Origin of the sequence: Pseudarthrobacter sp. NPDC092424 (genome assembly GCF_044754925.1) — a bacterium.
Classification (GTDB): domain Bacteria; phylum Actinomycetota; class Actinomycetes; order Actinomycetales; family Micrococcaceae; genus Arthrobacter.
The window spans coordinates 540,799-553,798 of sequence record NZ_JBIVQC010000002.1 but is presented as its reverse complement, the minus strand read 5'-3'; the positions used below and the strand labels follow the sequence as shown (position 1 = coordinate 553,798).

Here is a 13,000-nt window from a genome sequence, read left to right as displayed (position 1 = left end):
GAGGAATGAAAGCTGCCGCGCCAACATCCGTCAATAACGCCCGTGTGATATGGATCGAGGAGACGGGCATCGGGGACATAGCCTCCGTTGGGGGGAAGAATGCCTCACTCGGGGAGCTCAGCCGGTCCCTGCGGTCGGCCGGCGTCAGCGTTCCGGAAGGGTTTGCGACCACGGCGTCGGCCTACAGGGCGTTCCTGGAAGCCAACGCCCTGGTGCCGCGGATCAAGGAACTCGTTGCGGACTACCGCAGCGGACAGTCAACGCTGCGGCAGGCAGGCGCCGCCATTCGGGAGCTTTTCCTCGCAGCGACCTTCCCGGAGGACACGGCTGCCGGCATCCGCGAACACTACCGGGCACTCTGCCGCCGGGCAGGGGAGCAGCAGGTGCCGGTGGCCGTCCGCAGCAGCGCCACAGCTGAAGACCTGCCCGATGCCAGTTTCGCCGGCCAGCAGGAAACGTTCCTGAACGTGGCGGGGGAGCGGGCGGTCCTGGACGCCTGCCGCCGCTGCTACGCCTCGCTGTTCACCGACAGGGCCATCACCTACCGCGAGATCAAGGGGTTTGACCACCTCGATGTTGCCCTGTCCGTGGGCGTCCAACGGATGGTGCGGTCCGACGTCGGTGCTTCCGGAGTGATGTTCTCGATCGACACCGAGTCGGGGTTTCCCGGCGCCGTCCTCATCAGTGCCGCGTGGGGACTCGGGGAAACCGTGGTGCAGGGAACCGTCAACCCGGACAAGTACCAGGTGTTCAAGCCCCTGCTCGCCAATGCTTCGCTGAACCCCGTCATTGAACGGCACGTGGGGGCCAAAGAACGGAAAATGGTTTACAGCCATGGCGGCGACGCCCGCACGAAAATGGCGGAAACCACCCCGCACGAACGCAGGTCCCTGGTGTTGTCGGATCCGGAAGTTGTCCTCCTTGCACGGTGGGCCGCGGCCGTTGAGGACCACTACGGGCGCCCGATGGACATGGAGTGGGCAAAGGACGGCATCACCGGCGAACTGTTCATGGTGCAGGCGCGGCCGGAAACCGTGCAGGCCCAAAAGACGGGCTCAACCTTCCGGACGTACCGTCTTCGGCAGCAGGGCAAGCTCCTGACCGCCGGGGCCGCAATCGGCGACTCCATTGCCCGGGGTCCGGCCTGCGTCATCCGTGACCCAAAGGACATTGAAGACTTCGTGGACGGCTCCGTCCTGGTGACCCGGATGACCGATCCGGACTGGGTGCCGGCGATGAAGCGGGCGGCAGGAATCGTCACCGACCATGGAGGACCCACCAGCCACGCCGCGATCGTCAGCCGCGAACTGGGGGTGCCGGCCGTCGTCGGCACACGGAACGCAACGGAAGTCCTTGCCAACGGCGCACCGGCGACCTTGTCCTGTGCCGAAGGCGAAGAAGGGCACGTCTATGAAGGGCTGCTGGACTTCGCCGTGGAAGAAGTGGACATGGCCACCCTTCCCGCCACCCGGACGGCTGTGATGGTCAATATTGGCAGCCCAGCCGCCGCATTCAAGTGGTGGCGGCTGCCGGCCGCGGGCATCGGCCTCGCGCGGATGGAATTCATCATCAACAACCTGATCCGCATCCACCCCATGGCCCTGGTCCATCCCGAGCGCGTCGCCGATCCGGAGGCCGCCGCGCTGATCGAAGACCTGACCCGGGGCTACCCGGACCGCCGGGAGTATTTCATCGATGTCCTGGCCACCGGGATCGCGAAAATCGCGGCGCCCTTCTACCCCAAGCCCGTCATTGTCCGCCTCAGCGACTTCAAAACCAACGAATACAGCCACCTCATCGGAGGCGGCGCCTTCGAACAACCCGAAGAGAACCCGATGCTCGGCTTCCGCGGAGCCTCTCGCTACTACAGCGAACAGTACCGGGAGGGGTTCGCGCTGGAATGCGAAGCCCTCAAGCGGGTCCGGGAACACATCGGCTTTTCCAACGTGGTCGTCATGGTCCCGTTCTGCCGGACGGTGGGCGAAGCTGACCTCGTGATCAAGGCCATGGCGGACCACGGGCTGGTCCGCGGCGAAGCGGGGCTCGAGCTGTACATGATGTGTGAAATACCGGCCAACGTGGTGCTGGCCGGCGACTTCGCGCGGCGTTTCGACGGCTTCTCCATTGGTTCGAACGACCTTACGCAGCTGGTCCTGGGAGTGGACCGCGATTCCGAGCAGCTGGCCGCGCTCTTTGATGAACGGGATCCGGCGGTCACCACCATGATTGCCGAGGCCATCGGCAAGGCCCACGCCGCCGGGATCAAAATCGGCATCTGCGGACAGGGCCCCAGCAACCACCCCGACCTCGCCGAATTCCTGGTGGACCAGGGCATCGACTCCATCTCGCTGAATCCAGACACGTACCTGCGCACCATCCCCATCATTGCGGCGGCCGAACAGCGGCTCGGCAAACAGGCCTAAAGGCACTGGAAGCGGCCGCGCCTTCACTGGTACTGATGAAGCCATGACCACGTCGCCGACCGCTGCTGCTGCGAAGCCGCCCTTCGACGCCGTGATCTTCGACCTGGACGGCGTGGTCACGAACACCGCATCCGTGCACCGCGCCGCCTGGAAGGACGCGTTCGACCGGATCCTGCAGGACCCCCGGATCCCGCCGACTGCAAACCGGGCCCCGATGACCAAGGCCGACTACCTGAACTTCATCGACGGCCTTCCCCGCGAGGATGGCGTCCTGAAGTTCCTCGCCGCCAGGGGAGTGGAGATAGACCGCGGGACGCAGGCCGACGAGCCGGGGGCATGGACAGCGGTTGGCCTTGGCGCCTTGAAGAACCGCCTGTTCCTGGAACGCCTGAAGCGCGGCGGCGTCCAGGCCTACCCGGGAACGCTGCAGCTCCTGCAGCGGCTTTCCGGCGCCGGGGTGCGGGCCGCCCTTGTCACGTCCAGCCGCAACGCCTCGGCGATCCTGGAGTCAGCAGGACTTACCCGCTATTTCAACGCGGTGGTGGACGGCACCCTGGCCGCAAGCCTCGGGCTGCAGGGAAAGCCCGCCCCGGACACCTTCCTCGCGGCAGCGTCCCGGCTCGGAGTCCTCCCGTCCCGCTCCGTCGTCATCGAGGACGCGGTGCCAGGCGTACTCGCAGGGCACAAGGGAGGTTTCGGCCTCGTCGTGGGAATTGACCGCAACGGAATCCGGCGCGAACTCGAGGCGGCCGGGGCCGCCGTCGTACTCAATGACGTTGCGGAACTGGACCTGGGACTCGTTGCCGGTGATCCCTGGCAGCTTGTCTACGAAGGATTCGATCCCGGGCACGAGGGGCACCGGGAAGCGCTAACCACGCTGGGAAACGGCTACTTTGCCGTACGGGGCGCCGCCCCCGAAGGGGGGCCCTTCAGCTATCCGGGCATGTACCTTGCCGGGGTCTACAACCGCGTGGTTGCCTCCGTGGCGGGTGAAGAGCTGCTGGAAGAGCACATGGTGAACGGCCCCGATTGCCTTCCCCTGGACCTGAGGTTGCCGGGCGGAACATGGTGGTCCGAGGGAGGGCTGGTGGTCCTTCGGGAACGCAGGACCCTGGACCTTCGGGCCGCCGTCCTGGAACGGCGGCTGCTCCTGGAAGCGGCCGGCGGGCGGCGCATGGAAGTGGTCCAGACCAGGTTCGTCTCGATGGCCGAGCCCCATCTGCTGGGCCTCGCCACGAGGATCACACCCCTGGGCTGGAGCGGAACCCTTGAAGTGCGCAGCGGCATCAACACCGGCGTCCGGAACGCGAATATCACCCATCCTTCCTCGGGGCCGGGAATCCACCTCACGGACAGGACCGGCCCCGGACTGGCCGGCACTGATCCGGCGGACAGCACGGCTGTGGTGCAGGCGGAGACCACACAAAGCCTGGTCCGGATCGCGTCGGCCTTCCGAACCAGCGTGGCCGGCGGAGCACTGCCAGGCCTGTCGGGCCGGAAAGGTGGCCTGCACTTCCAATCCTTCACGGTCGCCCTCGAGGAGGGGGCGACGGCGTCGGTCACCAAGACGGTGGCGGTGGTGACATCCCGCGACCACGCGATCTCCAGTCCCGAATCCGAAGCAAGGGCGGTGCTGGACCGCGCGGGCGGCGACTTCGACGCGCTGCTGGCTGCCCACAGTTCGGCGTGGCGGCAGGAGCTGCGGCCGTTCCTGGTGGAGATGGACGCCCCCGTGCAGGTCCGGATGGTGCTGAACCTGCATATTTTCCACCTTCTGCAGACCCTCGCCCACCACACCGCCGAGCTCGATGCCGGAGTCACCGCCCGGGGCCTGCACGGGGAGGGATACCGGGGGCATGTCTTCTGGGACGAACTGTTCGTGCTGCCCCTGTTAACGTCGCGGACGCCGTATGTCGCCCGCGCCCTGATCAACTACCGCTGGCGCAGGCTTCCGGCTGCCCGCCACGCTGCCCGGCTGCTGGGGCTGCGGGGAGCAAAGTTTCCATGGCAAAGCGGCAGCGACGGCCAGGAGGAAACCCCGAAGTGGCTGTACAACGAAAGATCCGGGCGGTGGGTCCGGGACCATTCCCACATGCAGCTGCACGCCGGGCTGGCGGTCGCCTTCAACGCCTGGCAGTACTTCCAGGCCACGGGCGACTCAGCGTGGCTCCATCACCGGGGAGCGGAACTCCTGATCGAAGTCGCCCGGTTTTTCGCATCCCTGGCCGAGTACGACCAAGCCTCCGGGCGATACCACCTCAAAGGAGTGGTGGGACCCGATGAATACCACACCGGCTACCCGGCGCGGAGCCGGCCCGGACTGGACGACAACGCCTACACCAATGTCATGGCGGCCTGGGTGTGCGTGCAGGCCGCAGAACTCACCACCACCGCCCACGGCAGCGAGCTGGCCGAACTGCTGGAACGCCTTGGCGTGGCCGGTGGTGAACCGGACGGCTGGGCGCGCGTCGGCAATGCAATGTACGTGCCTTTTGGCCCCGACGGTCTGATCAGCCAGTTCGAAGGCTACGAACACCTGCAGGAACTGGACTGGGAGCATTACCGGGAACACTACGACAGCATTGAACGGCTTGACCTGATCCTGGAAGCCGAGGGGGACGAAACCAACCGGTACAAACTTGCCAAGCAGGCCGACGTCCTCATGCTGCCGTACCTGCTGGGGCATGAAGGCCTCGTCGCTTTCCTCAACGGGCTCGGCTATGCGTTCACAATGGAACAGCTGCACCGGACCATTGAGTACTACCTCGCCAGGACGGCACATGGATCCACCCTCAGCCGTGTTGCCCACGCATCGGTGCTGGCCGGGGTCGATGCCGACCGCGCCTGGGACAGTTTCCGCGAGGCACTGGATGCCGACCTGGACGACACTCAGCATGGCACCACCAGGGGCGGCATCCATTTGGGTGCCATGGCAGGAACCATCGACGTCATCCAGCGCAGTTTCGCCGGGCTGCGGATGAGCGGCGACACCCTGGAGTTCGCCCCCAACCTGCCCACGGGCCTGAACGCCGTCGCCTTCGAGGTCCGGTACCGCGGCCACTTCCTTACAGTGCGCCTCAAAGACGGGCACATGGGCGTCTCCTCCGCGCCGGGAGAGGCGCTGCCCATCAAGCTCCGGGTGGACGGCCGGAACACGACGCTTGCCCCCGGCCAGGCAAGGGACTTCGCCTCTCCCCGCCAGACGAAGGGACCGGCCGCCTCATGACACCGGTGGAACGACTGGGGATCCTGACCAGTGGCGGCGACTGCCCGGGGGTGAACGCGGTGATCCGCGGTGCCGTGCTGGCGGGAGCCGTCACGCACGGCTACGAGTTCGTCGGCTTCCGCGACGGCTGGCGGGGAGTCGTGGAGCACGACGCATTGCCCTTGCCGCGGCACGCCGTGCGCGGCATCTCCCGGCTGGGCGGAACCATCCTGGGAACATCCCGCACCAACCCGCTGTCGGAAGGCGGGGCGGAGGCGGTGCGTGGCAGTTTCCTGCGCCACCGGCTGGAGGGCCTCATCGCGATCGGCGGCGAAGGCACACTGGCCGCGGCGAAGGCACTCGCGGACCAGGGCCTCCATGTCATCGGGGTGCCCAAAACGATCGACAACGACCTCGGCGCCACGGACTACACCTTCGGGTTCGATTCGGCAGTGCAGACCGCCACCGAAGCCATCGACAGGCTGCGGACCACGGGCGAATCGCACCACCGCTGCATGATTGCCGAGGTGATGGGCCGGAACGCCGGCTGGATCGCGCTGCATGCGGGAATGGCGTCCGGCGCCCATGCCATCCTGATTCCGGAACACAGGGTGGCCCTGCAGCAGGTAGCCGCCTGGGTGACCTCGGCCCGGGACCGCGGGCGGGCACCGCTGGTGGTGGTGGCTGAGGCATTTACGCCCGAAGGGGAAGACGCGCCCTACGCGCCCCGCGGCCTGGATACCTTTGGACGGCCCCGGCTCGGCGGAATCGGGCTTGCCCTTGAGCGGGAGCTGCAAGAGCTGACGGGGATTGAAACCCGGGCCACCGTCCTCGGCCACATCCAGCGCGGCGGCGAACCGACTGCTTTCGACCGCGTCCTGGCCACCAGGCTGGGTATGGCCGCGGCGGGGGCAGCAGCTGCAGGCCTGTGGGGAACGATGGTTTCTCTCCGCGGCACCGAGATCGTCAACGTCGGGCTGGAACAGGCCATTGGAGCCTTGAAGGTGGTCCCCGAATCGCGCTACCAGGAGGCGGCGGTGCTGTTCGGCTGACAGGCTGCGCGTGCAGTGGCGGCAAGGTGTACGCGGCTAGGCGTGGGCGGCCACGTATTCCACCAGGCCCCCCACGGTGGCCACCGTGGGATAGTCCTGCTCGGGGATGTCCACCCCCGTGGATCCTGCGATGGACTCCACCAGGCGGAGGAAGTCGAGGGAATCCAGCTCCAGGTCCTGGCGCAGCCTCGCGCCGTCGACGAGGTCCCCGGGTTCGACGTCGGGCGCCACCTGGCCGATTGCCGCCTGGACTGCCGCCCGGGCATCCTGCTGGTTCATAGCTCCTCCGGGGTCTGCAACAGCTCATCGATACGGGACAGGAAACGGCCGCCGCGCAGGCCGTTGCTGACCCTGTGGTCCGCGGACAGGGTTGCAGTGGCGGCGTGGCGGATTCCGAGCATGCCGTTATGGGCCCAGGGCTGCTCCGTGACCCTGCCAAAGCCAACCATGGCGACCTGCGGCGGATAGATGACCCCGTACACGCTTTCCACACCGAGGTCGCCCAGGTTGGTGACGGTGATGGTCGGATCGGCCATCTCGGCCCGCTGCAGCCGGCCGGCCCGCGCCCGGGCAACGAGGCCCCGCAGCTGCTCCATGAGTTCGTCGAGCGTCAGGGCGTCCGCATCATGCAGGGCAGGTGCCACGAGCCCGCCTTGGCGCAGGGCCACCGCCACCCCAAGGTGCACGGCTGTGCCGGGGCGGAAGGAGCCGTCCGCGAAGAAGCCATTCATCTCCGGCACTTCCTTCGCCGCCAGCGCCGTGGCCTTGAGCAGCAATGCTGACGGAACCAGGCGCGAGGCGACCGGCCGCTCCTGGTTGGCCGACGCCATCCACGCCATGGCAGCCGCCAGGTCCAGGGTTGTGGCCAGGTAGTAGTGCGGGATCTCCTTCTTGGAATGGGACATCAGCGCTCCCACCGCCTGCCGGAGGCTTTCCGCCTTCCCGCCCGGCGCCTCCTTCCGGGGTCCGCCGGATGCTTCGCGGCGCACATCCGCCTCGGTCACCGCTCCCTCCGGCCCGGTTCCGGACAGGCCCTGCAGGTTCACGCCAAACTGTTCCGCCAGCCGGCGCGCCAGCGGCGAGGAGCGCACCCGGCCGCCCCGGCCCGCGCCGGAGGAAGCCGCGTCCGGCACCCGGTCCGGGGCCGGTGCTGCAGGAACGGGCATCCTGGTGGGGGACGCTGCGGCGGCGCGTTCGACGTCGGCACGCGTCACCGCACCGTTCCGGCCGCTCCCGTGGAGCGAGCCGACGTCGACCCCCAGCGAGTGCGCCAGGTGCCGTACGGGGGGCGGAAGCTTTGCATTCCGGTCAGCGGGAGCCCGGCCACTGGGAGCCTGGTCAGCGGAAGTCCGGTCCCTGGCGGGTCGTCCGGAGGGCAGCTGCGCGGGCGTGGCGGTGATCCGGGCGATGGGCGTCCCCACATCCACCGTGTCGCCGATCTCCACGAGGAACTCGGCAACGACGCCTTCCTCGAAGGATTCAATGTCCATCACGGTCTTGTCCGTGTCCACCGCGGCAATGAGATCGCCTTTGCGGACATAGTCGCCGGGCCTGACGAGCCACTCCACCACCTTGCCGTGCTCCATGTCAGCGCCCAGGGACGGCATCCGGAACTCAGCCACGGGTACCCGCAGCTTCCCTTGCTGCAGCCACTACCCGTTCCACCGACGGCAGAGCGGCGAGCTCCATGTGCTTGGCATACGGCACCGGCACCTCCGCGCTGCAGACCCGTTGCACCGGGGCATCCAGGTCAAAGAAGGCATGTTCGCTGATCCGGGCTGCTATCTCAGCTGAGATGCTGCCGCTGCGCCAGCCCTCGTCCACCACCACTGCCCGGTGCGTCCTGCCGACGCTGCCGAGGATGGTGGCATCGTCGAGCGGCCGCAGGGTCCGCAGATCGATGACCTCCGCGTCGACGCCTTCCGCTTCCAGCTGGTCAGCGGCTTCAAGCACGGCCGGAAGGGTGCCGCCGTACGTGATGAGCGTAACGCCGGTGCCCGGGCGCAGGACGGCGGCCGTGCCGATGTCCACCGGTCCGGCGTCGTCCGCCAGCTCTCCGGCGACGTTGTACAGGGATCCGTGCTCAAAAATCAGGACCGGGTCCGGGTTTTCCAGCGCGGTCCAGAGCATGCCGCGGGCGTCGGCCAGCGTGGCAGGGGCCAGGATTCGCAGGCCGGGGATGTGCGCGTACCAACCTTCCAGGCTGTGCGAGTGCTGCGCGCCCAGCTGACGGCCGGCTCCGGTGGTCATTCGGATGACGATCGGCACGTTGAACTGCCCGCCGGACATGTGCAGCAGCGTCGCTGCGTTGTTGACGATCTGGTCCAGCGCCAGGAGGCTGAAATTGACCGTCATGATTTCGACGACCGGCCGCATCCCGCCCAGCGCGGCCCCGATGCCGGCGCCTACGAAACCCGACTCGGACAGCGGCGTGTCGCGGATGCGTTCCGGCCCGAATTCCTCCAGCAGGCCAAGGCTGACGGCGAAGCTCCCGCCGTAGCGGCCCACATCCTCGCCCATCAAGAAGACCCGGCCGTCGCGTTGCAGGGCGTCGCGGAGGGCCGCACGCATGGCTTCGCGGTACGTGGTCTTCATCCTGCTGCCCGTCCTTCCTCGGCGTCAACGCTTCTCTCGCTGTAGACGAACCGGGTGAGGTCTTCCACGGGTTCGAGGGTTCCCTCCTCGGCGAAATCGACGCCGTTTGCCATCTCCGCGTCGATGTCCGCCTGCAGGCCGGCCCACTGCTCTTCCGGCAATTGACCGGCCGACTCCAGCGCGGCCTTGAGCAGGAGGATGGGGTCCCGCTCCATCCAGCGGGCTACTTCCGATTTATCCCGGTACAGCTCAGGATCGAACATTGAGTGGGCGCGGAAGCGGTAGGTGCGCAGCTCCAGGAAGTGCGGGCCGCCGCCGGCCCGAACCGCATCCACCGCCCGCCGGGCAGCTTCCTCGACCACGAGCACGTCCATGCCGTCAACGGTCCAGGCCGGAATCTCATAGCCCGAGGCCTTGAGTGCCATGTCCGTCTGGGACTCCGAACGGCTCAGTGCCGTGCCCATCGCGTACAGGTTATTTTCGCAACAGAAAAGCACGGGAAGCTGCCACAGTGCTGCCAGGTTCAGGCTTTCGTGGAATTCGCCCTCGGCCACCGCGCCTTCACCGAAGAAACAGACGGTGACCCGGCGCCGGCCGCACATTTTGTCTGCCAGGGCCAGCCCGACTGCGAGTGGAAGTCCACCCGCCACGATCGCGTTTCCGCCGTAGAACCTGGTTGCGGCATCAAAGAGGTGCATGGAGCCTCCACGGCCGCGGCAGCATCCCTCGAGCCGGCCATACATTTCTGCGAGGATGGCCCCTGCCGATACACCGCGCAGGAGTGCATGGCCGTGCTCACGGTAGGTGGCCACCACCGCGTCCTCGGACGCGAGAATTTCAAGTACGCCTGCGGCCACGGCTTCCTCGCCGATGTAGACGTGCAGGAATCCGCGGATTTTGGCGGCGCTGTAGAGTTCGATGCACTTTTCCTCAAGCCTGCGAACCCGCAGCATTTGCCGCAGGAGATGCCGGGCGTGCTCTGCATCCGGGATGTCCTGGCCCCGCACGGCGTTCATGGCCGCTGCCCTGCTTGCTCCAGCGTCGACAGGTCACCCTCCGGCAGGCCCAGTTCACGGGCCTTCAACAGCCGGCGGAGGATCTTGCCGCTGCGGGTCTTGGGCAGGTCTGGAGTGAAATCGACCAGCCTGGGGGCGACGGCTGATCCCAGTCGTTTGCGGGCGAAGCCGATGATTTCCAACCGGAGACCTTCGGACGGTTCGTATCCTGGCCGCAGTTCGATAAAGGCCTTGACCACTTCGCCCGCTACGGGATCGGGCACACCGATCACGCCGGCCTCCGCCACTGCAGGATGCTCCATCAGGCAGCTTTCGACCTCGAAGGGGCCGATCAAGTGGCCTGACGACTTGATGACGTCATCCCCGCGTCCTACGAACCAGAAGTACCCGTCGGCGTCGCGCTTTGCAAGGTCGCCGGTGAGGTACCAGCCTCCCGCGAAACAGCGCCGGTACCTCTCCTCCTCGTTAAGGTAGCCGCGGAACATCGATGGCCAGCCAGGGCGGAGCGCCAATTCGCCCATGACATCGGGTGCGGTGACGAGTCGGGCTGTGCCGTCCTCGATGACCGGCTTGCCCTGGCCGTCCCTGGCGACCAGGGCGGCCTCGATCCCGGGCAGGGGCCGGCCCATGGAGCCGGGACGGATAGGCATTGCCGGGTAGTTGGCGATCATGATGCCGCCGGTCTCGGTTTGCCACCAGTTGTCGTGGACGGGCAAGCCGAGGACGTCCTGGCCCCACATGACTATTTCGGGATTCAGTGGCTCGCCCACGCTGGCCACGAACCGAAGTGCGGAGAGGTCATGCCCGGCGGCCTTGTCTGCGCCGGCCTTCATCAGCATGCGCAGCGCGGTGGGGGCTGTGTACCAGACGGCCACCCTTTGCTCGGCGAGGATCCGGTACCAGCGCTCCGCGTCCAGTTCTTCCTCATCGACGACGGCAGTGACCCCATGCGCCAGTGGGGCGATGATGCCGTAGGACATGCCGGTCACCCAGCCCGGATCTGCGGTGCACCAGTAGATGTCATCCGGGTGGAGGTCCAAGGCGTAGGTCCCGGTGGCGTAGTGCGCAACTACGGCCTCATGGACGTGTACAGCCCCTTTGGGGGTGCCGGTGGTGCCGCTCGTGAAGTGCAGCAGGGCCATGTCATCCGGTTGGGTCACGGTGATGTCCGGCGACGGGTCGGCAGCCGCCATGAGTTCTGCAAGGTCAAAGGTTCCCGGTTCCGGCGTCCCCTCCGCGTCAGCCAGCAGGACAACGCGCAGGTCGGGCAGGCTGTCCCGGATAGGGGCCACCTTCTTGCGGTACAGGGCCCTGGTGGTCACCAGCGCCCGTCCCGCCCCAAGATGCAGTCTTTGCCGCACCGGTTCGGGGCCGAAGGCGGAGAAAAGTGGGCAGAAGACGCTGCCGTTCTTGAAGGTCCCCAGTACCGCCGCATAGAGGTCGGGGCACCGGCCCAGCAGCGAGAAGACCCGTTCACCCCTCTGGATACCAAGTTCCCGGAGGACCGAGGCAAATTTCCCTGACTCTTCTGCCAGAGCCAGGTAGGTCAGTGAACGCACCTGGCCGTCTGCCCGGACAAAACGTACTGCTTCCCGTCCGCCCTGCCCGCCGTCCACGTGCCGGTCAACCGCTTCATACGCGATGTTCAGCCCCCGGCCCCCGGGCAGCCCGGACAGCTCCCGCCGCGCTTCATCCCACGTGAAGGCCTGGCAGGCCCCGTCGTAGTCCGCAAGGTTGGGCGGTATGCGAAACGACGCGCGGTCTTTGGTGATCAACGGCCAGCGGGTGGGTCTCTCGATTCGAGTCCTCATCGTCTCATCAGGTTTCGGCTATTCGGGTTTGGGAGGCGTGACTGTGCCGGCCGTGTCCCCACCATCAATGACAAACTCAGCGCCGGTGACAAACGACGATTCGTTGGACGCAAGATAGAGGACCAGGTTCGCCACTTCACCCGGATGCCCCTCCCGGCCTATGGCAACGCGGCTCATGTCCATCTCCAAACCGGCCGTCATGGGTGTGGAGATGACTCCTGGATGCACGGAATTGGCTCTAATGCCGTAGCGTCCCAAATCGAGGGCCACACTTTTTGTCAGTCCGCGCACCCCGAACTTTGAAGCCGTGTAACCAGGAATCTGCTCATATCCCCGAAGGCCCGCAATCGAGGAAATGTTGACGATTGAGCCTCCCGTTGATTGTTTGAGGGCCGGTATAGCTGCCTTGATCCCATTGAAGGTTCCGGTCAGGTTGACGGCGATCACCGCGTTCCATTGATCCAATGTGTACTCTTCGATGGAAGCAAAATTCACGATGCCTGCATTGTTGACGAGGATGTTCAGGGCACCAAATGCCTCTACAGCGGCTTTCACCGCCGCCTCCCACTCCTGCGGGCTTGTCACGTCCAGGTGGACGTAGAGGGCGCCCGACCCCAGGCGCTCAGCGGTTTTCTTTCCTTCCTCGTCCAGGACGTCGGCTATGACCACGCGTGCCCCTTCGCCATGCAGCCTGGCCGCCACAGCCGCCCCAATGCCCCGTGCCCCGCCGGTGACGAGGGCTACTTTGTCGATGACTCGTTCCATTCGAGTTCCTCCTTGTGATTGCACCAAAGGCGTGTGGGTTGTTTCCAGCGGAGTGAATGGCTCCCGAAAGGCTTATGGCCGGGCGCTGCCGTGCCGTGGTTTACGCCGGACCGGGGTTTGCCCGGCACCTCCA

At 66.6% G+C, this 13,000-nt stretch carries 9 protein-coding genes; 3 read left to right on the top strand and 6 right to left on the bottom strand.

The features are described from left to right. Positions 1 to 5: 5 nt before the first annotated feature. From ppsA to ACIQCN_RS05555, 3 genes are read left to right on the top strand one after another with little or no spacing between them, the layout of a single operon-like run. Positions 6 to 2,423: a phosphoenolpyruvate synthase gene (gene ppsA, locus ACIQCN_RS05565; protein ID WP_400609797.1), complete on the top strand. Its 2,418-nt coding sequence runs from the start codon at positions 6 to 8 to the stop codon at positions 2,421 to 2,423. Positions 2,424 to 2,466: 43 nt separating this feature from the next. Then, complete coding sequence (locus ACIQCN_RS05560; protein ID WP_400609795.1) at positions 2,467 to 5,649, top strand: HAD-IA family hydrolase; 3,183 nt, start codon at positions 2,467 to 2,469, stop codon at positions 5,647 to 5,649. Then, entirely contained in the window at positions 5,646 to 6,680 is a 1,035-nt protein-coding gene (locus tag ACIQCN_RS05555) for an ATP-dependent 6-phosphofructokinase (protein ID WP_400609793.1), read from the top strand. Before ACIQCN_RS05560 ends, ACIQCN_RS05555 begins: the two co-directional genes overlap by 4 nt. 36 nt (positions 6,681 to 6,716) lie before the next feature. Here ACIQCN_RS05555 and ACIQCN_RS05550 read toward each other — a convergent pair whose 3' ends face one another. The 6 genes from ACIQCN_RS05550 to ACIQCN_RS05525 are packed head-to-tail and all read right to left on the bottom strand — an operon-like array spanning position 6,717 to position 12,867. After that, the gene (locus ACIQCN_RS05550; RefSeq protein ID WP_400609791.1) at positions 6,717 to 6,959 is read right to left on the bottom strand and encodes an acyl carrier protein; all 243 of its coding nucleotides are present in this window, start codon (positions 6,957 to 6,959) and stop codon (positions 6,717 to 6,719) included. Continuing rightward, complete coding sequence (locus ACIQCN_RS05545) at positions 6,956 to 8,302, bottom strand: 2-oxo acid dehydrogenase subunit E2 (protein WP_400609789.1); 1,347 nt, start codon at positions 8,300 to 8,302, stop codon at positions 6,956 to 6,958. The genes ACIQCN_RS05550 and ACIQCN_RS05545 overlap by 4 nt, the downstream gene beginning before the upstream one ends. After that, positions 8,295 to 9,275 (bottom strand): alpha-ketoacid dehydrogenase subunit beta, encoded by a 981-nt coding sequence (locus ACIQCN_RS05540; protein ID WP_400609787.1) that lies wholly within the window; start codon positions 9,273 to 9,275, stop codon positions 8,295 to 8,297. Before ACIQCN_RS05540 ends, ACIQCN_RS05545 begins: the two co-directional genes overlap by 8 nt. Continuing rightward, positions 9,272 to 10,291: a pyruvate dehydrogenase (acetyl-transferring) E1 component subunit alpha gene (gene pdhA, locus ACIQCN_RS05535; RefSeq protein WP_400609786.1), complete on the bottom strand. Its 1,020-nt coding sequence runs from the start codon at positions 10,289 to 10,291 to the stop codon at positions 9,272 to 9,274. Before pdhA ends, ACIQCN_RS05540 begins: the two co-directional genes overlap by 4 nt. Beyond that, positions 10,288 to 12,102, bottom strand: a complete 1,815-nt coding sequence (gene acsA, locus ACIQCN_RS05530; protein ID WP_400609784.1) for an acetate--CoA ligase — start codon at positions 12,100 to 12,102, stop codon at positions 10,288 to 10,290. Before acsA ends, pdhA begins: the two co-directional genes overlap by 4 nt. Before the next feature lie 18 nt (positions 12,103 to 12,120). Beyond that, positions 12,121 to 12,867: a glucose 1-dehydrogenase gene (locus ACIQCN_RS05525; protein ID WP_400603531.1), complete on the bottom strand. Its 747-nt coding sequence runs from the start codon at positions 12,865 to 12,867 to the stop codon at positions 12,121 to 12,123. Between the last annotated feature and the right edge of the window lie 133 nt (positions 12,868 to 13,000).